Consider the following 21,190-nt stretch of genomic DNA (forward strand, 5'->3'; position numbering starts at 1 on the left):
GCTACCACGATGCGTACGGTGTGCCGTCGAGCGCGGTCGCGGTCGACTTCGAAGACACGTCGAAGACGTCAGCGGCCGGCTGCGGGTCGTCCGCCCGGCTGGCGTAGCCGCGGAGGTTCCAGGTCTGCGCAGCCGGCACCTGCGGGTCGGCAAAGAAGGGGTCGCGTGGCAGGCGCCGGAGGATCTGGATCCGGCTCGCCGCGTCCGTGCCGTTCGGGTCGGCAGCGTCGGCGCGCTGCAAGGACTCGGTGAGGATCTCGAGCGTCGGCGGATAGCCCGATTGCCCGGCCTCCTTCTTCAGTGCGCCGGCGTCGACTGCGGCCTTGTAGGCATCGAGTCCGCTGCGAATGGTCCGCAGCGCTTCGCGCAGCTCGCTTTCCTTGAGCCGCCGCTCCGTGACCTGGTACAGCGGCAGGCTCGTCATCGCCAGCAAGCCGACCAGCGCCAGCGTGATCAGCAGCTCGATGAGCGTGAAGCCGCGCGCGGGCGCGCGGCTGCGGGCAGCGTTCATGAGCCTTCCTTCGGTTCGCTGGCCGCGGCGTCGGGCGCTGCCGGTGCCGCGGGTTCGGCAGCCGGTGTCGCCGGCGGCTCGGGTTGTGGAGCGGGTTGTGGAGCGGGTTGTGGAGCCGGCTGTGGAGCGGCCTGTGGAGCGGACGGGGCCGCTGGTGCGGCGCCTCCTCCCGCACGGCTGTTCAGGTACTGGTTCAGGTTGCGCAAGTAGTTCGTCGCGCCCGCGGGCGGCGTCGGACCCGCAGCCGCGCCCGCAGGCGCAGGCGTCCCCGTGGCCGGCGCGCTGGTGGCCGGCCGCGGTGGCGGCGCGGCCGGCGGCAGCGCGGCCGGGGGCGGCGTCGTCGCCGCGGGCGTGCGCACCGGCGCCGTGGCCGGCGCGGGACCCGTCGCACCGCCGCCGACGGCACCGGCGCCACCACCGGTCGACTGGACCCTCACGCTGCCCACGGGATCGAGCTGCAAGGCGCGTTGCCGGATGCTGCTTTCGGTTCCCGAGAAGACCTCCCGGACCGCCGGATCGATCACCGCCGGCGGGCGGATGATGCGCGGCGTGATCGACAGGATGATCTCGGTCTTGTTGTTGGTGCCGTTGTTGTTGCTGAACAGCCGGCCCACCACGGGCAGCTGGCCGAGCCCCGGGATCTTCGAGGCCGTGTTGCGGTCCTCCGACGAGATCAGCCCGCCGAGGATCTGCGTCTCGCCGTCGCGCAGGCGAAGCACGGTCTGCGCGTTGCGGGTGCCGATCTGGTAGGCCAGCGAGCCGTTCGGCCCGGGGATCTCCTTCGCGATGTTGCTCACCTCGAGGTTGATCTTGATGCCGACCTCATCGTCCGAGTACACCTGCGGCTCGAACTCCAGCTTGAGCCCGACGTCCTGGTACTGCACCTGCCCGGTGACGACGCTGCTGCCGCTGGCCACGGGAGTCACCGAGTTCGTGATGGTCGGCACCCGGTCGCCGATCAGGATGCGCGCCTTTTCCTTGTTGCGGGCGCGGATGCGCGGGCTCGCCAGCAGGTTGGCGTCGGTGTCCTGCAGCTTGAAGTTGAAGTTGGTGGTGAGCGGCGAGATGAGCAGGCGCCCCGAACTCAGCCCCCTCAAGTCGCCCAGCGTCGTGACGTCGGTGGGGGTCGTGAGCGAGAAGGCGGTCGGGAATTCGATGCCCAGGTTGGACAGCCGGTCGTGGCTGACCTCGAGGACGGCGACCTCGAGCATCACCTCCGGCTCGGGCACGTCATGGGCGGCGATGACCTTGGCCGCGACGGCGATGGCTTCCGGCGTGTCGCGGACCACGAGCGTGCTGCTGCGATCGTCGATCGAGACCTCCTTGATCTTCAGGACCGTCTTCAGCACCGTCTGCAGGTACTTGACGTCGGAGTTGGAGATCTGGAAGGTGCGGACCTGGAGGTCCTGGTATTCCTTCTGCTTGGCCGCCGTCGCCGGGTAGACGAACATCGTGTTGGCGTTCAGCGTGCGCTTCTCGAGCTGGTTCTGCAGCAGGATCAGGTCCACCGTGTCTTCGACGGAGGCGTCCTTGACGAAGATGGTCGTCTTGAGGTCGGCCCGCACGTCGCGATCCAGGATCACGTTCAGGCCCGTGGTCCGCGAGAGCGCCTCGAAGACCATGCGCAGGTTGGCGTCGCGGAACTGCAGGGTGACCGGCCGGTTCATCACCGATTGCGCCGCCGCCTGGGCCGCCCGGGCCGCCTTCGCCTTGTCGATCTGTTGCTGCACGGCCTCGAGCTGGTGCAGCGCGGCGGGGTTGCGCGGCCCCACCTGGAGCGCCGCGTTGGCCTTGTCGCGGGCTGCTTCGAGCTGGCCATCGCGCAACAGGCGTTCCGATTCGGCCAGGAGCCCGGCCATCCGGATGTCGGCTTCGATGGCGCCGAGGCCGCGCAGCGCCCTTTCGTTGGCTGGATTGACCTTCTGGGCCTTGTGATACAGGGCGGCGGCTTCGTCGAGCTGGCCATTGGCGCGCGCTTCGTCGCCCTGGTGCGCCAGGGCGGCGGAATAGGTGTTCACTTCGTTCAGCAGGTCGACGCGGTAGGACGCGTTCCCCGGGTTGAGCCGCGCGGCTTCCTGCAGCTTCAGCAGTGCCGCATCGTGGTCGCCCCGGTTCAACAAGTCCATCGCGTCCTGGTGCACCTGCTGCCCGGCGCAACCGGCCACCAGGAGCGCCACGGCGCTCGCCAGCACCCCAAGACCGCGTCGTCCGTTGTTCATTTCGCCGCCCCCGAGACATCGATGGTTTGCTTCATGCTCAATGGCAGGTAGGTGATGACGACCTGGTTCGCGTCGAACGAGTCCACGCGGTAGGTGTTGTTCTCGAGCAGTTCGCCTTTGGAGACGACGAGCAGGGCGTCGCCTTTGGCGAGGAAGGCCTGCGGCTTGCCCATGCCGTTTTCGACCATGCCGATGAAGGTGAAGGGAAGCGGCGGCGCGGTCGGAGCGACCGGAGCGGGCGGCGGTGGTGGCGGAGGCGGAGCGGGCGGCGGCGGCGGCGGCAGCCAGTCGAGGCGGCTGAAGGCCTGCCCTTCGGCCGAGGGCACGGCTCGTGACGCCGCAGCCGCGGGTCCGTTCGCAGCCGCGGGCTCCGCTGCCGAGGCCGCGGGTCGCGGCGGTGCGGGGATCGGCGCGCTGGCGGGCGCTGCCGGCAGGCCGACTTCTTCCGCGGCGACGGCATCCTTCTCCGCGCGCGACCATTCCGCCGCGACGTAGAAGGTGACCAGTCCGGCGCCCCCGAGGGCCAGTGTGCGCAGCATCAGCCGGTTCGACGCGCCCATCTCACCGGCTCCGGTAGACGAGGGTGAAGCGGACCACCGCATCGAGCACCTCGCCCTGCGCGCTGTCGCGACTGAGGCGCAGTTCGTCCAGCGAGGCGTGCGGCAATTCCAGCAGCACGTTGGCGGCGAACGCCTTCACCGGCGCGTATTCCGCATGCACGGGCAGGGTGACGACGTAAGTGACGAACGGCGAACCCGGCTCCGCCTTCAGCTGATAGTCGCCTTTCGGAAGATCGAGCCTGTTGCGCCCGGCGCTCGCGTAGATCGCGCCGAGATCGGCGGCCATCTGGGTCGGCAGGGGAAAGCCCTCGATGTACTGCGCCAGCCGCTCCTCGCCGCTGGGCTCGCGCAACGGGACCGCGCCATGGGTGCGCAGCCTGGCCGTGCGATCGGACACTTCGGCCTGCGTGCGCTGGAGCTCGCGGTGCAGGCGAGGCAGCCAGAGCGCTACGCCCAGTGCCACCAGCAGGAGCAGCAGGGCCGCCGGCCCGGAGTAGCCGATGGCGCGGACCGCGCGCCGCCAGAAGCGAGACAGGAGCGGCTTCACAAGGGCGCTCCCCATCCTGCCTGCACCTGGAAGCGGATGGGCCGCCCCGGCGTCTGCGCTTGCACCTGGTGGGAGACGAGGACGACCGACACCAGCCGCGGGTCCTTCTGCAATGCAGCCAGGTAGGCGAGCATGGCGTCCAGGTCGCGTGCCTCGGCGGTCAGGCGGAACGATTGCTTCGCAGTCGTCGGTTCGGCCGCCAGAAGCGCCACCGACTGCTGCGGCGCCGACTCGATCGCCCCCAGCAGGTCGGGCCACGGCGCGGCGAGGCTCCTGGACACCTGCTGCGTCGACTTCACCTTGGCCAGGTAGGCGGGGTCGGGCTTGCCCGCGGCCGGCCGTGGCCGGGCCGCGTCGCGCTGGCGGCCGTCCAGGTGGGCCAGGGCCTGCAATTGATGGCGGCGTTCCGACAAGGCGAAGCCAAGCGTCGTCAATTGAACGGCGAGGACGGCGATGGCGCAGGCCAGCATCGCCCACCCGAGGCGCGAGCGCGGACGCGCTCCGGGCGCGAACTCCAGGCGGAGCGGCGGCGCCTTCATGCGGGCACCTCGGCGGGCTCGATCACGGTCCATCGAGACGGCGCCGCCTGGGCATCGACGTCTGCGCTGACGACCATGCAGGCGAGGGCATCGGTCGCCTCCACGCCAAGGCTGGCGAGCAGCCGATCGGCCCGCTCGTCCAGCAGCGTGAGGGCGCCGGCTGGCTTGTCGTCATCCTGCCAGGGGCCGGTGCTGACCGCGCACAAGGCGCGCTCGACCACGCACGAAACCACGGCATGCGCGCCGGACGTGCTCGCGAAGACCGCAGTCGGTGCCACGACGCCGCGTGCATAGGTGTTCCAGCGCCGGGCGAAGGTGGGCTGCACGCTGGCGAGGCGAGCGCCGCGAAGGTTCGCTGCCTCTGCGAGGGCGGTGACCAATTCGCGCGGCAAGGCGGCGATGACGAGATGGCGTTCACCGGGCTGCAGGCTCCAGCGCACCTCGTAGTCGTCGACTGCATGGCCAAGCAGTTCCCCCATGCAGGCGAGCGCGATCGCCTGCAACTGGCGACCACCCAGGGCTGCGAAGTCGCCTTCGGCAACATCGAACTGGACCAGCGGATCGGCGACCTCGACGACCAGCCGCGCGCCGCGCAATGGCGAGGCCAGTTCGAGTTCGTCCAGCACGGCGTTCAGCGCGTCGGCGTCGAGAGTTGCGGAATTGCCTTCGCCGGCGGGCGTGAGTGGCAGCTTGTCGGCAGACGCCGCCGACGCCTGGATGTGCCGCGGCCGCGGCCAGCCGGTCGACAGCGTGGCGACGATGCCCTCCGGCGCTACCTGCAGCAGCAGCGATCTATTCCACGGGAGTGACACGATTGATCTCCTCCAGGGTGGTGCTGCCGTCGCAGGCCAGGTTGACCGCAGCGTCTCGCAGGCTCGTGAAACCGCCGCTGCGCGCCGACTGGCGGATCTGCGAGAGCGGCGCGCGTCCCACCAGCTGGTCGCGCAGGATGTCGTTCATGGGCAGCGTCTCGGCGATCGCGCGGCGGCCGCGGTAGCCGGTCCCGCGGCATTGCGCGCAGCCCAATCCGCGCTTGAAGCGCGCGGCGTCTCGCCTCGCCGCGTCGATGCCGCTGCGCCGCAACAGTTCGGCCGGCGGATCCGTCGCTTCGGCGCAGTGGGTGCAACTCATTCGCACGAGCCGCTGCGCGACCACGCCGTTGAGCGCCGCCACGAGGCTGTACGTGTCGACCCCCATGTTGGCAAAGCGGCCGATCACGTCGAACACGTTGTTGGCGTGAACCGTCGTGAACACCTGGTGGCCGGTGAGCGCGGCCTGCACGGCGATGTGTGCCGTCTCCGCGTCGCGGATCTCGCCGACCATGATCTTGTCCGGGTCGTGGCGCAGGATCGAGCGCAGGCCGCGCACGAAGGTCAGCCCCTTCTTCTCGTTGACCGGGATCTGCAGCACGCCGGGCAACTGGTACTCGATCGGGTCTTCGATGGTCACGATCTTGTCGAGCCCCGTGTTGATCTCGGAAAGCGCGGCATAGAGCGTGGTCGTCTTCCCGCTGCCGGTCGGGCCGGTGACCAGCAGGAGGCCATAAGGCATCTGCGCGGCCTCGCGAATGAAGCTCAGTACCGGCGCGTCGAAGCCGAGCGTGTCCAGGGTCAGCGCCTTGAACTGGCCGGTCAGGTGCTTGCGATCGAGCACGCGCAGGACGGCGTCTTCGCCGAACAGGTTGGGCATGATCGAGACACGGAAGTCGATCTCCCGGTTGTCGACGACGACCTGGAAGCGGCCGTCCTGCGGGATCCGGCGCTCGGCGATGTCCAGCTCGGAGACGACCTTGATCCGCGAGATCGCCTGGTGCGCGGTCTCGAGGTCGTCGATTTCCTTGACGACCTCGAGCACGCCGTCGAGGCGGTACTTGATGACCATGCCGTCAGGCTGCGTCTCGAGGTGGATGTCGCTGGCGCCGGTCCGCAGGGCGTCGTACAGCGTGGAGTCGACCAGGCGGACGATCGGGCTTTCGGTCGCGTCGATGTTGGCGATCGTGATCGAATTCCCGGCCTCGGTGAGCGCGGCGCGTCCTTGCTGCAGGCGCACCGCGTCCATCGCGCGCACGCTCTTTTCGGCGGTGACGAGGAAGGCGAGCAGGTCGGCTCGCGTCGTCAAGGCGAAGTCGGCGCTGCGGCCCCGCGTGCGGATTTCGATCCAGCGGCGCAAGCGCGCGTCGGTCGGATCGGCGACGACGACGGTCAGGCGGCCATCGGCCAGCGCGCCGACCAGGCAGCCGCGGCGCTTGCAGTCGGCGAAGGAGGCGAGGCCGAAGTCCGGCTTCAGCAGCCGCAACTCGGTCATGCCCAGGGGGCGAAGGCCGAAGTGGCGGGCGGCGGCCGGCAGCAGTTCTTCCTCGCTCGTGCCGACCTGCTCGGCGAGCCATTCGAGCACCGGCCGGGAGCCGGCCGATCGCCGCGCTTCGCGCACCAGGGCGGCGTCGAAGGCCGGCGTCGCCGGGCCTGGATCCTGGTCCAAGGTCATCGTGCTCATTGCAGGCTCGATGCAAGGTCGAAGATCGGCAGGTACATCAGGACCACGATCGCGCCGATGACGAGGCCGATGACGATCATGAGAATCGGTTCGAACAGCCGGCTCGTCAGTTCGACCGATCGTTGCAGGCTGGATTCGTTGAACTGCGCGATGCGCTCCAGGATCTCGGCGAGCGCGCCGGTCCGCTCGGCGACGGCGAGCATGCTGCCGGCCACCGGATCGGCGAAGCCGGCGTCGTTCAGGGCGCTGCTCAGGCCACGCCCTTCCTGGATCATCCGCAGCGCTGTGTCCAGGCGCGCCGCGTCAGCGTCGCCAAGCAGGCTGGACGAGAGCTTCAAGGCGCGCGGTGCGGGGATGCCGCCGCGCACCAGCATTCCGGTCGTCCGATAGAGCTGGGCATGGCGGAACTTGCGGACCGTGCTGCCGACGAAGGGCAGTGCGTCGATCCACCGTGCCTTGGCGCCATCGCGCAGGACCCGGCGAACCGTGCTCACGACAGCGATCGCCAGGACCAGTGCGCCGGCGCCCAGTTCCCAGGCATGGGCGGCCGCGAAACGCCCCCAGGACATCATCAGCTGCGAGGTCCAGGGCAATTCCTTCCGGGTGCTCTCGATGAGGACCGCGAACTTGGGGACGACCACCCCCAGCAGGAGCGCGACCACGAGCAGGCCGATGCCGAGCAGCAGGGCTGGATAGATGGTCGCGCCCACCACCTTGTCGCGCAAGGTGCGCACGCTTTGCTGGTGTTCGGCATAGCGGCGCAGCGACAGGCCGAGGTCGCCCGTCTGCTCGCTCGCGCTGACGGTGGCGATCATCAGCGGGGGATAGCGCCCCGGATGCTTGGCCAGCGCGCCGGAGAGCGGCAGGCCTTCGCCCACGTCCTGGATCAGGTCGAGCACCATCGCCCTGCGTGCCGCGACTCCTTCCTTGGCGGCCAGCGTGCGCAGTGCTTCGAGCACGGACAGTCCCGCCGAGAGCAGCGACGCGAGCTCGTACGAAAAAGTGGTGATGTCGAGGCCGCGGCGGGCTTGCGCCGAATTGCGGGCGTGCCGCCTCGAGATCGACGCGCGGGGCGTGCACGCCAGGACCTGGAAGCCATCGCGCACCGCGTGGCTGCGCGCGTCGGCGGCGTCCGCCGCGGAGAAGGCAAGCGTCTGGATCGCGCCTGCGGCCGACCGGACGACGAGCTCGAAAGTGATGGCCATGCGTGCCTTCCCCTCACGGGCCCCACGAGGTGACGTCTTGCGCTTCGCCGGTGCCGCCGGGCTGGCCGTCGGAGCCGAGCGAGCTCAGGTCGTAGTCGCCGTGATCGCCCGGAGCCTTGTAGACATAGGCATTGCCCCAGGGATCGGGGGGAACCGCCTTCTTCAGGTAAGGGCCGGCCCATTTCTCCAGATTCGGAGGCTTGGTGTTCAACGCGGCGAGCCCCATCTCGGTGGTGGGGTAGGCCCCGACGTCGAGGCGGTACTGGTCGAGGGCCTTGCCCAGCGAGTCGATCTGCGCCTTGGCAATCTTGGTGTTGGACTTGCTGACTTGGTCGAAGTAGCGGGGCGCGACCAACCCCGCGAGCAGGCCGATGATGACGATGACGACCAGCAGTTCGAGCAGCGTGAAGCCACGGGATCGTGGCGCTGCCCGCAAGTCCATCGGAGTGTGGGTTGTCCCTCTCGAAGGTGGTATCGGTCGCATGGCGGCAAGTGTGCGTACCCGTCTTAAGAAACCCTTAAAGAGAGGACCTTCCCCGCGTTAAGAACGCGTTAAGAGCGCGTTGAAAGTAGGAGCCACCCCACGCAAACGGGGGGGCGAACCGGCGTTGGATCGGGTGGTGCGCACTTGACATGCAGGCGATGCGTGACACGCTTGCTCGCTCGAATGCACAGGCGATCACTGACGTGCGGCGCTGGCTTTTTTCCTGTTCCATCCTTGCGCTCGCCGCGCCTTGCGGCGCGCAGATCTATGCAAGCAACCCGGATCCGCAAGGGTCCCTGGTCCTGTCGAATTTCGCATCGGAAGCCACGCCCAATCTCGTCGTCAGGCCAGGCGATGCCTCGCCCGCACAAGGCGGAAAAGAAGGGGCAGCGGGCCGGGATTCCAGCCTGCTGCGGGCCGTTCGCCTGCGGGCCCAGATCGACGAGGTGGTCAAGGCGGTTGCGAGCGACGTCGGCGTCCCGGCCGTATTGCTGCACGCCGTCATCCAGGCCGAGTCGAGCTACGAGCAGGGCGCGGTTTCGCCCAAGGGTGCCATCGGGCTGATGCAGGTGATGCCGGAGACCGCCAGGCGCTTCGGGGTCGCCGACCTGAATGACATCCGGAGCAATGTCCTCGCAGGCGCGACCTACCTCAAATGGCTGATGGACTATTTCGATGGCCGGCTGGAGCTGGCGCTTGCCGGCTACAACGCGGGCGAGCAGGCCGTGGTCAGGGCCGGGCGGCAGGTCCCGGCCTACCCCGAGACCCGGGCCTATGTCAGGCGGGTTCTGAAGAACCTTCCGCCGGGCTTCGCCGCGACATCATGATCGGCTGCGCTTCGGAGGCGAGCTGGTAGCCGACCCCCCGGATCGTGTGAATGAGCGGGGTGCCGAGCTTGCGGCGCAGTCCATGGATGTAGACCTCCACGGTGTTGCTGGCGACTTCCTCGTTCCAGCCGTATACCGACTCCTCGATCTGCGAGCGTGTGAGAACCTGGTTCTTGCGGCGGATGAAGAGCTCCAGGATCGAGTACTCACGACGCGTGAGGGCCACCGGCTTGCCGTCCACCGTGACTGCGTGAGTCAGGGGAGAGAGCTTGATGCCGGCGAAGCTGGTGGCGCCGTCGTCGGGCTCGTGGGGGGGCAGCCGGCGCGTCGTGGCGGTGATCCGGGCGGCGAGGTCCCTGAGCGTGTAGGGCCGCCTGAGGTAGTCGTCGGCTCCGAGTTCCAGCAGCTCCAGCGGTTCACACCAGCTGCTCATGGCGATGGTGACGAGAACGGCAAGACGGCGTGACTGCCGCCTCAGGCGCGCCAGGAGGGCGACCGGGTCGTCCCCTGGCAGGTTCGTGCTCAGGACGACCGCCTCGTAGCAGTGGTCCTCCACCGCGTCGATCATCTGCCGGCCCGAGCAGACCTGGTCGACCGCGAGACCGCTGCGGCGAAGGTACTCCTGGGCCGCTGTCGCCAGCTGCGTATCGGCCTCTACCAGCAGGAGTCTCACGGTGCGAGCCCTCCAGTGGAAGTGGCCTGCGCCTTTGCGATGCTGGCGCTTGACGTGAAGGCACGGGAAAATCGACCGGCGTGCCCTGTGCGGGGCCGGGTGAGAGAAATGCGTCCCACATTCCCTCCTGCGAAACCGTTACTGGATACGGTGCTTTACTTTTGTTCTTGAACTCCCAATCCAGTGGTCCCAACCTGTAATAGGTCTAGTAACTCAAGATTGATCCTGCGTAAAGTTGATGTCAAGAGGGGTGGGATGGCCAAACCGCGCGTTCTGTTCCCTTCCGTCGGAACGAGCGTGCGTGAGCACCTCGGAGTATTCGCGAACGATCAAAAACTTAGGACGATCTGCTTCCATGGAATCGCACTACGGGTCGTTTCTCCAGTTGCTGCCTGTTTCAACTGCCGTTCTCGAAGACTCCATCGCGAAGCTCGGAGAGACCGTTGCTGGAGCCGAGGCGGCGCTCGTGCTGCGCGCCACCGAGAAGCGCAGGCGCGAGTTCGCAGCGGGCCGCCTGCTCGCGCATCGAGCCTTGGCCGCACTGGACCCGGGACACGGGTCCATCGGAGCAGACGGGGATGGGGTGCCAGCGTGGCCGCCGGCCACGACCGGTTGCATCACCCATGGAGCGGGCCGGGTGGCCGTTGCGGTTGCGTCGCGAGGCGATGTGCGAGGCATCGGCATCGACATGGAAGCGGTCGGCCGCTTCCACAGGGGACTGGAGCCGCTGGTGCTTTCCGGTCGCGAGAGGGGGCAGGTCGAGGCCGTGAGCCATGACGCGCGCCAGGCCCGCGCCGCCGTCCTGTTCTGCGCGAAGGAAGCGTGGTTCAAGTGCCAGTTCCCGTTGCTGCGGCGGCGGCTAGGCTTCGCCGATGCGGACGTCGCGGTCAACTGGGAATCCGGGCGCTTCGTGATCCGCCCGCCCGGCGCGGTGGATTCGCGCGGCGAAGTCGCAGGCTGCAGTTCCGTGCACGAAGGCATTGCCCGGGCGGCGATCGTGCTGGCCACCGGCCCCGCTACGGAAGCGCTCCTGCAGGCATGGCGCCTGCCAGGCGCGGCCTGAACTCCGCGAAGAACGCAGCGGCGTGGCTGCGGAAGAAGAAGTGGCCGCCCGGAAGCAGCACGGTCTCGCAAGGGGCGGTGGTTTCTTCGGCCCAGCCCGCGAGGAGAGCAGGCGGAACCGCCGTGTCCTCCCTGCCTCCGAAGACGGTGATGCCGCACGAGAGCGGCTCGCGCGCGGCATGGCGGTACGCCTCGACCAGCGTGAAGTCGGCGCGGAGCAGGCGCGTGAGATAGCTCCGCATCCCCGCGTCCGCCAGCAGCGCCGCGGGCAGTGCATCGTGGCGGCTGCGCACGCCGTCGAGAAAGGCCGCGTCCGGCAGCTGGTAGATCGGCTCCTGCGAATGCGGCAGGCGCGGGGCGCGCTGCGCGCCCACGAACAGGTGCAGTGGCCGCGGTGCGCCTTGCCTGGCGAGTTCATGCGCCAGGTCGAAGGCGACGAACGCGCCGAGGCTGTGGCCGTACAGGCAATACGGCAAGTCCAGCAGCGGCAACACCGTCCCGGCCACGTCGGCGACCAGCGCCTGCATGTCGGACAGCGGCGCTTCCATCGCGCGCGCATCGCGGCCCGGCAGGCTCGGGCAGGCGAGTTCGATGCCGGCCGGCAGGTGCTCGGGCCAGGTGCGGAAGATGGCCGCACCGGCGCCCGCATGGGCGAAGCACAGCACCCGCAGCCGCGGCGGTCCGGCGCCCGGCTGGCTGGTGAAGATGCGCACGCTCACGGCGCCGATTCGTGCACTGCGCGCAAGGCGGCGAGCGCACGCGCCACTTCGGCGTCGGTGTTGGCGGCCGTGAGCGAGAAGCGCACGAGGTTCCGGTTCTCGGGCACGGCGGGATACGTCGCCGGCGTGATGAGGATGTCGTGCTCCCAAAGGGTGCGGCATCCTCGCTGCATCGCCTCCCAGTGGCCCATCACCACGCCCACGATCGGGAAGTCGCCCTCGTTGTCCACCTCGAAGCCCAGGCCGCGCGCGCCTTGCACCAGCTGGCGCGTGAGCTGCAGGATCCGCGCGCGCCTGGCCTCGCCGTCGATGCGGTTCTGCCGCAAGCCGGCGAGCGCGGTCGCGAGGCTGGCCGTGGAGGTGGGACCCGAGAAGACGTACGGCCCGGAAGTCTGCAGCTTCAGCTTCTCGCGGGCGTCGGTGCAGGTGACGAACGCCGCGTACGAAGAGAAGGCCTTCGACAGGCCCGCGACGTAGACGATGCGGTCGGCCACGCAGTCCAGGCCCATGTGCCGCAGCATGCCGTTGCCGCCGTGCCCGTAAGGCATTGCCGCGTCCGGAGCTTCGCCCAGGATGCCGAAGCCATGCGCGTCGTCGACATAGACGACGGCGTTGTGCTTCCTGGCGAGCCGCGCGTACTCCGCGAGCGGCGGGTAGGCGCCACCCATGGAATAGGCGCCGTCGGTGGCGATGACCTTGGTGCGACCCGGCGGCTGGCGGGCGAGCTTGCCGGCGAGGTCCTCCGCATCGTTGTGGCCGAAGGCCTGCCATTCCACGCCATCGGAGCGCGCGCGCAGGCAGGCTTCCTGGATCGAGTGGTGCGCCGCTGCATCCTTCAGGATGATGCCGTCGAAGCCGGCCAGCGTCGGCAGTACGCCCAGGTGCAGCAGCGAGATGGAGGGGAAGACCAATGTGTCCGGCGCACCCACCATCCGCGCCAGTTCGCCTTCGAGTTCGGCGTACGGCGCCGGCGAGGCGACAGCCCGCGTCCAGCTCGGATGCGTCCCCCACTGCTGCAGCGCCGGCGGCACTGCCGCCATCACCTCCGCATGCAGGTCCAGGCCCAGGTAGTTGCAGGACGCGAAGTCGGTCCGCCAGCGCCCGTCCACCAGCACCTGCCGTCCGCGTTGCTCGCTCGCGGTCCGGAACGCCTGCGGAATGGCTTCCACGCGCGCCAGGATCTCGTTCCAGACGGTTTCGTCCGGGTTCGACGCATCGGCCGTTGCGGTGGCCGGCGCCGGCTGCTGCGCCTCGGCCACCTGCGCCGGCAGCTTGGCGAGAACATGGTTCGCGATCGCGGCGAGGCTCACGTTGGCCATCATCAGTTCGACCGGCAGGCTCACCCGCAGCGAGCGTTCCAGCCGGTTCTTGATCTCGACCATCATCAGCGAGTCCAGGCCCAGGTCGATCCAGGGCGTCTCCGGCGCGATGGCATGGTCCGCAGCCAGGCCCAGCACCGTGGCGAGAGTCGCGCGAATGTGGGCCGCAACCAGCGCAGGCCGTTGCGAGTCGTCGGCCTGGCCCAGTTGCTGCAGGATGTCGGATTGCTTAGTGCCCGCCGCCCCCGCCTGGCGCGCCAGTTGGCTTACGAAGCTCGCGTAGTCCGCCGGCATGCCGGCTTCGCGGAACACGTCCCAGCGCACGCGCAGCACGCCGAGCTGCGCCGGCGCGAGGTCCGGGTCCAGCGCCATCAGCCCCTGCACGGCGGCAAGGCCGCCCGCGGCGTCCAGCCGGTCGATCCCGGCGCGGCTCATGTCGATGTCCGCGGCCATGCCGACCTCGGCCCACGGCCCCCAGTCGATCGCGAGGCCGGCGAGCCCCTGGCTGCGACGCGAGTGCACCAGCGCATCGAGGAAGGCGTTGGCTGCGGCGTAGTTGCTCTGTCCTGGCGAGCCCACGAGAGCGGCCATGGACGAGAAGCACACGAAATGGTCCAGCGCCATGGTGCGCGTGGCCTGGTGCAGGTTCCACGCGCCGCGGACCTTGGCCGCCATCACTTCGGCGAAGGTCGCAGGCGTCTGCTGCGCCACCAGCTCGATGCGCAGCACGCCCGCCGCATGCACGATGCCCGCGAGCGGCGCCATGCCCGCGCAGGCGGCGAGCAGCCGCTGGACGTGCTCCGGTTCGGCCACGTCCGCGGCCAGCACCATCACCTGCGCTCCCGTCTCGCGCATCTGCGCGACGGCGGCTTCCGCTTCCGGCCGCGGGGCGCTGCGGCCGGCCAGCACGACGTGCCGCGCGCCTTGTGCCACCAGCTGCTGCGCCACCTTGAGCCCGAGCCCGCCGAGCCCGCCCGTCACGAGATAGCTCGCATCGGGCCGCAGGCGGCGCGGCTGCTGCTGCGGGAAGCGCAGGACCACCTTGCCCACCTGCCGCGCCTGCTGCATGTACCGGTACGCCTCCACGGCTTGCTGCAGCGGATAGACCACCTGCGGCAGGGCGGTGAGCTCGCCACGCTCGAACTGCGTGCGGAGGTGGTCCAGCATGGCATGGAACGCATCGGGGTCGGCGCCCGGCAGTTCGCCGAGGTCGAACGTGTGGTACGCCGCATCGGGCCGCAGCGCCGCCGCCTGTTCGGCCGTCAGGATGCCGATCTTGCCGATCTCCACGAAGCTGCCTCCCAGCTTGAGGCAGCGGAAGCTTGCTTCGATCGCCGCGCCATTGAGGCTGTTCAGCACCACGTGCACGCCTTCGCCGCGCGTCGCGCGAAGCACCTCGTCCGCGAATCCGGTGTCGCGGGAATTCATCAGGTGCTGCACGCCCATCGCACGCAGCGCCTCCCACTTCGAGGGACTGGCGGTCGCGAACACTTCGGCGCCCGCGGCGAGCGCGACCTGCAGCGCCGCCATCCCCACGCCGCCGGCAGCGGCGTGGACCAGCACGCGTTCGCCCCGCTTCACGCCCGCGAGGTCGACCAGGGCGTGCCACGCCGTGCAAAACACGCTCGGGACGGCGGAGGCCGCGGTGAAGTCCAGGCCTGGCGGCTTGCGCACCGTGACCTGTTCGTAGGCGACCACATGGCTGGCGAACGATCCGGGGGCGGCAGCCATGACCTCGTCGCCGACCTTCAGCGTGAGGACGCCTTCGCCCACGGCAGTCACGACGCCGGCGCAGTCGAACCCGAGCTGGATGTCGGAGGCGCGCGTGATGCCGAAGCGCTCCGCGTAGAACTCCTTCAGCAGGCCGAGCGACATCAGGACGTCGCGGAAATTGAGCGCAACGGCCCGCACCTCGATCTCCACCTGCGAGGGCCCCGGCGCGCGTCGCGCCTGCGGCACCACCCGCAGTTGGTCCGGGCTGCCGTATTCGGCCAGCTGCAGGCGGAACGGTGCGCCGGCCGTGGGCGCGAGCGTGTCGCGCGCGCGCGCCAGTCGCGCCACGTAGCGCGTCCCGGCCCGGAACGCCACCTGCGCCTCGCCCGGCGGCTGCGCCAGTTCGGCGAGCAGTGCATCGAGCTCGGTGGCCGCCAGCTCGCCGCTCTCCAGGTCGATCGCCGTCGCCCGCAGGTCGGGGCATTCGAGGATGAGCGCGCGCGTCATGCCCCACAGCGCAGCCTGCGCCGGGTCGGGCGCTTCGCTGTCCTGCACCGGTTGCGCCCCCGCCGTGACGGTGAACAGGCGCGCCGCGACGCCGCTGGCCAGCACCGCTTGCGTGGCATGCAGATGCGCCACGCACGTCGCCTCCGCCTGCGCGGGGAGGGCTGGCGCTTTCGGGTCGCCCGGAAGCGCGGATGCGTCCACCACGCCGATGGTGCCCGCACCGCTCGCACTGCCCAGCCGTCGCAGGTCGTCGGCCTGGACGGCCGCGGCAAGCACGACGTGCAGGCCCTGGAGCCGCAACGCGGTCGCCAGTCGCCCCGCCACGTCGGCGGCAGCGCCCACGACGAGCCACGTTCGCAGCTGCGCGGTCTCGGGGGAGGGAGCTGGGGGCTGCGCAACCCACTCCGGGCGGTAGAACCAGTCGGCGAGCCGGCGCTGCTGCAAGGCCTGTTGCGGCACGCGGCGCAGCTCGAAGCCCTCGAAGGCCGCGAGCACGGCGCCGGCCGCATCCGTCAAGCGCATGTCCCAGGTGCTGTCAGCGACGCGCACCGCGTGGCAATGCCATGGGCCCGCGCCCGCTTGCGCGCCGACCGTCAAGGACCGGATCGCGAACGGCAACTGCATCTCGGCACCCGCATCGGACAGCGTCGCGCTGGCGACCTGGAAGCAGGCATCGAGCAGTGCGGGATGGAAAGCGTGGCCTTGCAGCGGTCCCGTGGCGGGCGGGGCGGCCAGCGTGGCGACTGCCTCGCGATCGCCGACGCGCAGGGACTGGACCCAACGGAACGCGGGTCCCAAGTCGACCCCGTGTTCGGCGATGGCCGCGAACAGTTCCTCGGTGGGCAGCACCCGCGGGCAGCGTCCTTCGATCGCTTCCACCCGCACGGGATCGCCGGGTGCGCTGGCGGCAACCAGGCGCCCGCTCGCATGCTTGACCGCCGCCTCGCTGCCGGCGGCGGGCAGGCTCACGATGTCGAAGGTGAACGCTTGTTCGCCCTCGGGCGACAGCACGGCTTGCACGGTGCGCCGGGCCGGCTCGCCGAGCGCCAGCGGGTTCAGGAAGAACACCTGCTCGAGCCGGCAGCCGCGCCAGCCCATCACGTCCGCGGCGCTGGCCAGCATGGCCAGGTACGCTGCCCCGGGCACGACGACTTCGTCCGCCACCTTGTGGTCGGCGAGGAAGGGCAGGCTGCGCGTGTCGAACACCGTCTCGACGATGGTCTCGCGAACCAGCGGCGACTGCACCATCGTGTCGACCAGGGGCCGCAGGGAAGCATGGCCCTGCGCGCCCGCGACGCCGGGAAACCAGTAGCGCTGGCGCTCCAGGGGATAGTTGGGCAACAGGCGCTTGCGCCGCGGGTAAGCGCTGTCGAAGGCCGCGAAATCGATGGATGCGCCGGCCAGGTGCAGCCGGCCCAGCGTCTCGAGCAGCTGGCGCCAGTCGGACTTCTTCGCGTTGAGGCTTTCCAGCCAGAGCGTGCCCTCGGGCGCGCCGGCCATGCGTCCCAGCGTCGAGAGCACCGGGTTGGGTCCGAGCTCCAGGAAGGCCTCGCATCCAAGCGCAAGCGCCGTCTGCAGCCCAGCGCCGAAGCGCACCGCTTCCCGGAGATGCCGTGTCCAGTAGTGCGGATCGCGAACCGCATCGCCTGCCAATTCGCCCGTGAGGTTCGAGATCAAGGGAATGCGCGGCGATGCCATAGTGACGGCCGATGCCGCGCGCTCGAACTGTTCCAGGATAGGCGCCATCAACGGCGAGTGGAAGGCGTGCGACACCTTCAAGGGCCGCACCGCCACCCCTTCTGCCGTGAGTTGCTGGCCCAGCGCCTCGACCGCAGCACGTTCGCCGGATACGACCAGGTCCATGGGGCTGTTCAGCGTGGCGATCGCGACGCGGTCGGACCAGGGCTCGATGTGCGATTGGACGCGCTGTTCGTCGGCGCGCACCGCGAGCATCGCGCCCGTGCGCGGCAGCGACTGCATCAGGCGGGCCCGTTCCGCAATCAGCCGCAGGCCTTCTTCCCACCCGAACACGCCGGCGACGGCCGCCGCCACGTACTCGCCGACGCTGTGTCCCAGCACCACGTCCGGCTCCACGCCCCAGGAACGCCAGAGCGTGGCGAGCGACCATTCCAGCGCGAAGAGGGCCGGCTGCGTGTAGGCCGTCTGGTGGACCAGCGATTCCTCCGCCGGCCCGGTGTCGCCGTACAGCACCTGCAGCAGCGGGACTTCGAGCAGCCCGCGCAGCACGGCGTCGCAATCGTCCATGGCGCGCCGGAAGGGCGGGTGCGTTTCGTACAGCTCGCGCCCCATGCCCGGGAACTGGGAGCCCTGGCCGGTGAACAGCATCGCGAGCTGCGGTCCGCGTTCGGGCGCATGCGCCAGCGCCAGCGCGGGCGCCGGCTTGCCGTCCACGAAATCGGTGAGTTGCTCCGCAGCCTCTGCCGCGCTCGCGGCCACTGTTGCGAGACGGAACGCGAAGTGCGAACGGGCCGCGTTGGCCGTGAAGGCGAAATCCGGAAACTCCGCCGGCGGGCAGGGACGCAGGGCGGCGGCCATGCGCTGCGCCACCTCGCGCAGCGCCGTTTCCGACTTGGCCGAGAGGCTCAGCAGGTGGAGCGGCCGCTCGCTGGCGACTTCGCGGGCCGGCAGCGGCGGCGCGGCTTCCAGCACCATGTGCGCGTTGCTGCCGCCGAAGCCGAAGGAGCTGACGCCGCCGATGCGCGGCCCTGCCGGCCAACGGGTCTCCTCCTGCACGACGCGCAGCGGCAGCTTCGTCCAGTCCACCATCGGGTTCGGCTGCTCGAAGTGCAGGTTGGGCGGGATGCGTCCATCCTGCATCGACATCACGAGCTTGGTGAGGCCGCACACGCCGGCCGCCCATTCCAGGTGGCCGGTATTCGTCTTCACCGATCCGACCAGGAGGGGATCCTGGCGGCCGGCGAACACGGCGCCCAGCGCATTCAGCTCGATCGGGTCGCCCACCGCCGTGCCGGTGCCGTGCGCTTCCAGGTAGTTGACTTCCTCGGGGCGGACGCCGGCGTCGCGCAGGGCCCTGCGCACCACCTCCTGTTGCGCGGGGCCGCTGGGCACCGTCAGGCCGCTGGTGTGGCCGTTGTGGTTCGTGGCGCTGCCGCGGATCAGCGCGAGGACGTTGTCGCCGTCCGCCAGCGCGTCGGCGTAGCGCTTCAGCACCAGCACGCCGCAGCCTTCGCCCCGCACATAGCCGTTCGCGCGCGCGTCGAAGGTCTTGCAGCGGCCGTCCGGCGCGAGCATGCGCGCCTTGCACAGGCTGACGAAGACGTCGGGCGAGAAGTTGATGGACACGCCCGAAGCGAGCGCCAGGTCGCTTTCGCCGCTGCGCAGGCTCGTCACGGCCAGGTGCGCGCTGACCAGCGAGGCGGAACACGCCGTGTCGACGGCGAGCGACGGGCCGCGCACGCCCAGCACATAGGACAGCCGGCCGGCGGCGGCCGCGTGCGAGCCGCCCGTGCCGTTGTAGGCGTCCGCGGCCGTCGACCCCAGCGTCGCCTGCAGGTCGCCATAGTCGGTGGTGCCGATGCCGACGAAGACGCCCACCTGCCGCTCGGCGAGCCGTTCCGGGACGACGCCCGCGTTCTCCAGCGCTTCCCAATGCACCTCCAGCAGAAGGCGCTGCTGCGGGTCCATGAACTGTGCTTCGCGCGGCGAGATGCCGAAGAAGGCGGGCGCGAAGAGGTCGAAGTCGCCGAGGAAGGCGCCGCGCCGCACGTACATCTTGCCGGGGACCTCGGGGTCGGCGTCGTAGTAGGCCGCCATGTCCCAGCGTTCCGGCGGGATCTCGCCGGTGCCGTCCCCGCGCGCGAGGAGGAACTCCCAGAACTCCTGGGGCGTCCGGCCGCCGGGGTACCGGCAGGCCATGCCGACGATCGCGATCGGCTCGGCGCGCAACGCTCCTGGGCTCATGGTGCGTTCTCCCTGCCCCGGTCGTACGGAGCGGCTTGCTGGGCGAGAAGGTGCGCCGCAACCGCGCGCACGGTGGGGTGGTCGAAGGTGAGCGTCTCCGGCAGCTTGCGCGCGAGCAGGTACTCGAGGCGCCCGCGCAGCTCGATCGCGCCGAGCGAATCCAGGCCGAGGTCCACGAAGCCGGTGTTGCGGGGGATCCCCGCGGCGGGCCGGTTCAGCACGTCCGCCAGCTGCAGTCCGACCAGGTCTTCCAGCATGGCCTGCCGGCGCCCCGGGAGCGCATAGGGCCAGCGCTGCGCCAGGCGGGCGGCCGCTCCCTGCGAAAGGCGGGCGAGGTAGTCGGAGACGTCGCCCAGCTCGGACTTCAGCACCTTGCCCACCGGGCTGCGCGGCAGGGCGTCGCGGCGCTCGATCAGCCGGGGGACCTTGAAGAAGGCCAGCCGCTCCTGGCAGTGCTTGCGCACCTGCGCGTTCGTGCATGCGTGGCTCGCGACGATCACCGCCTTGACGAGCGTTCCCATCGCGGGGACCTCGACGCCGAGGGCCGCGGCCTCGCTCACGCCCGGGCAGGACTGCAGCACTTCCTCCACTTCCGCGACGTCCACCTTGTAGCCGCCCACGTTCACGAACGCCTGCTGGCGGCCAGTGAGCGCCAGGAAACCCTGCGCGTCGACGCTTCCGACGTCGCCCGTGTCGTAGAAGCCGTCCCGGAACACCCGCGCATTCACCGCGGGCCGGTTGTCGTAGAGGGTGGGCGGGATGACGGGGCTGCGCACCCAGATCGCGCCGGTCTCGCCCGCGGTGAGGAGGGTGCCGTCCGGGTTGCGGATCTCGATCTCCACGTTCTTCAGCGGCTGGCCCAGCGTGCCGAACTGCACTTGCGCATCCGGTCGGCGGTCGATCGCGATGGAGCCGGCCTCGGTGGACCCATACAGCGAGCGCACTGGCAGCCCCCAGCGTTCGCGGAACGCCTCGAAGGTGGCGCGCGGCAGCACGTCCCCGGACGAAACGCACAGGCGCACGGGGTCGAGATCGCCGGCCGCATGCAGCGGCGACGCGGCAAGCACGCGGAACTGGTGGGGTACGCCGGGCCAGAAGCGCACGCGCTCGCGGGCCACCAGCTCCAGCACCTGCGCAACGCGGCTGGCAAAAGGGGGCTCGACCGGGTCGGGCGGCAACTCGGGCATCACCAGCGTGGCGCCAAGGTAGAGGGCGTCCAGCAAGGCGTTGCCGATGCCGTAGGAGTGGTACAGCGGGATGGTGCACAGGATGGTGTCGTCCGCCGACAGCGCCATCGTCTCGACGAAGTTCACGGCCTCGGAGTACAGGTTGCGCTGGGTGCAGCACACGCGCTTGTAGCTGTCGGTCGTCCCCGACGTGGAGAGCCACAGCGCAGGGCCGTCCCAGGCTTCCTCGGGCGGCGCCACGGCGGGAAGCCCGAGGCCGAGCGCTGCGAAGTCCGGCAGTTCGTCGCCGAGCCGCACGCCGATCAGGTGCATGTTTCCCATGTGCTGCGCCGCATCCCGGCAAACGGGAAGGCTGGTCGCATCGGCGACCAGCACGAGCGGCGCCGTATCGCGCAGCAGGCGGACCATCTCGTCCTGCCGGAACTGCGGATTGAGCGGCAGCACGATGCCGTGCAGCCGCGCGACGGCCAGCAGGCCCACGATGAATTCGGGCGCGTTCGCCAGCGCGAGCGCCACGCCGTCGCCCGCCCCGACGCCGAGCGCCGCGAAGCCGGCTGCACAGCGTGCGACTTCCGCTTCCAGGGCGCCGTAGCCGATCCGGCGCGAACCCTGCACGACCGCAGCCTTGTCCGGGTTCCGTCGGACCGCGCGAGCCAGCAACTGCGTCAGCATGGTGAGCTCCT

At 70.1% G+C, this 21,190-nt stretch carries 15 protein-coding genes; 2 read left to right on the forward strand and 13 right to left on the reverse strand.

The window, feature by feature from the left end; all coding sequences use genetic code 11:
- Position 1: 1 nt before the first annotated feature.
- Genes HHL11_RS11990 through gspG form a run of 9 tightly spaced genes read right to left on the reverse strand, consistent with a single transcriptional unit; the run spans position 2 to position 8,516 of the window.
- Complete coding sequence (locus HHL11_RS11990; RefSeq protein ID WP_169418597.1) at positions 2-511, reverse strand: type II secretion system protein; 510 nt, start codon at positions 509-511, stop codon at positions 2-4.
- Positions 508-2,730, reverse strand: a complete 2,223-nt coding sequence (locus HHL11_RS11995; RefSeq protein ID WP_240980061.1) for a secretin N-terminal domain-containing protein — start codon at positions 2,728-2,730, stop codon at positions 508-510. The genes HHL11_RS11990 and HHL11_RS11995 overlap by 4 nt, the downstream gene beginning before the upstream one ends.
- A complete protein-coding gene (locus HHL11_RS12000; RefSeq protein WP_169418598.1) occupies positions 2,727-3,290 on the reverse strand; it encodes a hypothetical protein in 564 nt (187 codons plus the stop codon). The genes HHL11_RS11995 and HHL11_RS12000 overlap by 4 nt, the downstream gene beginning before the upstream one ends.
- Before the next feature lies 1 nt (position 3,291).
- Entirely contained in the window at positions 3,292-3,837 is a 546-nt protein-coding gene (locus HHL11_RS12005) for a hypothetical protein (RefSeq protein WP_169418599.1), read from the reverse strand.
- Positions 3,834-4,376: a hypothetical protein gene (locus tag HHL11_RS12010; RefSeq protein ID WP_169418600.1), complete on the reverse strand. Its 543-nt coding sequence runs from the start codon at positions 4,374-4,376 to the stop codon at positions 3,834-3,836. The genes HHL11_RS12005 and HHL11_RS12010 overlap by 4 nt, the downstream gene beginning before the upstream one ends.
- Positions 4,373-5,188, reverse strand: a complete 816-nt coding sequence (locus tag HHL11_RS12015) for a hypothetical protein (protein WP_169418601.1) — start codon at positions 5,186-5,188, stop codon at positions 4,373-4,375. Before HHL11_RS12015 ends, HHL11_RS12010 begins: the two co-directional genes overlap by 4 nt.
- Positions 5,169-6,860 (reverse strand): GspE/PulE family protein, encoded by a 1,692-nt coding sequence (locus tag HHL11_RS12020; RefSeq protein ID WP_169418602.1) that lies wholly within the window; start codon positions 6,858-6,860, stop codon positions 5,169-5,171. The genes HHL11_RS12015 and HHL11_RS12020 overlap by 20 nt, the downstream gene beginning before the upstream one ends.
- 5 nt (positions 6,861-6,865) lie before the next feature.
- Positions 6,866-8,074: a type II secretion system F family protein gene (locus HHL11_RS12025; RefSeq protein ID WP_169418603.1), complete on the reverse strand. Its 1,209-nt coding sequence runs from the start codon at positions 8,072-8,074 to the stop codon at positions 6,866-6,868.
- A 13-nt stretch (positions 8,075-8,087) separates the two neighbouring features.
- On the reverse strand, positions 8,088-8,516 hold the full coding sequence (gspG, locus tag HHL11_RS12030) for a type II secretion system major pseudopilin GspG (protein ID WP_205964259.1): 429 nt from the start codon (positions 8,514-8,516) through the stop codon (positions 8,088-8,090).
- A gap of 200 nt (positions 8,517-8,716) precedes the next feature.
- Between gspG and HHL11_RS12035 the strand changes: the two genes are divergently transcribed.
- Positions 8,717-9,385 carry a lytic transglycosylase domain-containing protein gene (locus tag HHL11_RS12035; protein WP_169418605.1) on the forward strand — a complete coding sequence of 223 codons (669 nt, stop codon included), beginning with the start codon at positions 8,717-8,719 and terminating at the stop codon, positions 9,383-9,385.
- On the opposite strand, the gene HHL11_RS12040 is transcribed toward HHL11_RS12035, so the two are convergent.
- Positions 9,336-10,058 carry a winged helix-turn-helix domain-containing protein gene (locus HHL11_RS12040; protein WP_169418606.1) on the reverse strand — a complete coding sequence of 241 codons (723 nt, stop codon included), beginning with the start codon at positions 10,056-10,058 and terminating at the stop codon, positions 9,336-9,338. The two genes, HHL11_RS12035 and HHL11_RS12040, sit on opposite strands and share 50 nt — an antisense overlap.
- 355 nt (positions 10,059-10,413) lie before the next feature.
- Here HHL11_RS12040 and HHL11_RS12045 point away from each other — a divergent pair, with 355 nt between their 5' ends.
- Complete coding sequence (locus HHL11_RS12045) at positions 10,414-11,121, forward strand: 4'-phosphopantetheinyl transferase family protein (protein WP_169418607.1); 708 nt, start codon at positions 10,414-10,416, stop codon at positions 11,119-11,121.
- Here HHL11_RS12045 and HHL11_RS12050 read toward each other — a convergent pair.
- The 3 genes from HHL11_RS12050 to HHL11_RS12060 are packed head-to-tail and all read right to left on the reverse strand — an operon-like array spanning position 11,075 to position 21,179.
- On the reverse strand, positions 11,075-11,839 hold the full coding sequence (locus HHL11_RS12050) for an alpha/beta fold hydrolase (RefSeq protein WP_169418608.1): 765 nt from the start codon (positions 11,837-11,839) through the stop codon (positions 11,075-11,077). The genes HHL11_RS12045 and HHL11_RS12050 overlap by 47 nt on opposite strands.
- The gene (locus HHL11_RS12055; RefSeq protein ID WP_169418609.1) at positions 11,836-19,320 is read right to left on the reverse strand and encodes a type I polyketide synthase; all 7,485 of its coding nucleotides are present in this window, start codon (positions 19,318-19,320) and stop codon (positions 11,836-11,838) included. Before HHL11_RS12055 ends, HHL11_RS12050 begins: the two co-directional genes overlap by 4 nt.
- Positions 19,317-21,179 (reverse strand): AMP-binding protein, encoded by a 1,863-nt coding sequence (locus tag HHL11_RS12060; protein WP_169418610.1) that lies wholly within the window; start codon positions 21,177-21,179, stop codon positions 19,317-19,319. The genes HHL11_RS12055 and HHL11_RS12060 overlap by 4 nt, the downstream gene beginning before the upstream one ends.
- Positions 21,180-21,190: the final 11 nt, after the last annotated feature.

Source organism: Ramlibacter agri (assembly GCF_012927085.1).
GTDB lineage: Bacteria > Pseudomonadota > Gammaproteobacteria > Burkholderiales > Burkholderiaceae_C > Ramlibacter > Ramlibacter agri.

Excerpts from the sequence above, each read along its gene's own strand:
- HHL11_RS12045 (WP_169418607.1), top strand. The coding sequence starts at position 10,414 with ATGGAATCGCACTACGGGTCGTTTCTCCAGTTGCTGCCTGTTTCAACT.
- gspG (WP_205964259.1), bottom strand. The coding sequence starts at position 8,516 with ATGGACTTGCGGGCAGCGCCACGATCCCGTGGCTTCACGCTGCTCGAA.
- HHL11_RS11995 (WP_240980061.1), bottom strand. The coding sequence starts at position 2,730 with ATGAACAACGGACGACGCGGTCTTGGGGTGCTGGCGAGCGCCGTGGCG.
- HHL11_RS12055 (WP_169418609.1), bottom strand. The coding sequence starts at position 19,320 with ATGAGCCCAGGAGCGTTGCGCGCCGAGCCGATCGCGATCGTCGGCATG.
- HHL11_RS12060 (WP_169418610.1), bottom strand. The coding sequence starts at position 21,179 with ATGCTGACGCAGTTGCTGGCTCGCGCGGTCCGACGGAACCCGGACAAG.
- HHL11_RS12000 (WP_169418598.1), bottom strand. The coding sequence starts at position 3,290 with ATGGGCGCGTCGAACCGGCTGATGCTGCGCACACTGGCCCTCGGGGGC.
- HHL11_RS12020 (WP_169418602.1), bottom strand. The coding sequence starts at position 6,860 with ATGACCTTGGACCAGGATCCAGGCCCGGCGACGCCGGCCTTCGACGCC.
- HHL11_RS12035 (WP_169418605.1), top strand. The coding sequence starts at position 8,717 with ATGCGTGACACGCTTGCTCGCTCGAATGCACAGGCGATCACTGACGTG.
- HHL11_RS11990 (WP_169418597.1), bottom strand. The coding sequence starts at position 511 with ATGAACGCTGCCCGCAGCCGCGCGCCCGCGCGCGGCTTCACGCTCATC.
- HHL11_RS12025 (WP_169418603.1), bottom strand. The coding sequence starts at position 8,074 with ATGGCCATCACTTTCGAGCTCGTCGTCCGGTCGGCCGCAGGCGCGATC.
- HHL11_RS12010 (WP_169418600.1), bottom strand. The coding sequence starts at position 4,376 with ATGAAGGCGCCGCCGCTCCGCCTGGAGTTCGCGCCCGGAGCGCGTCCG.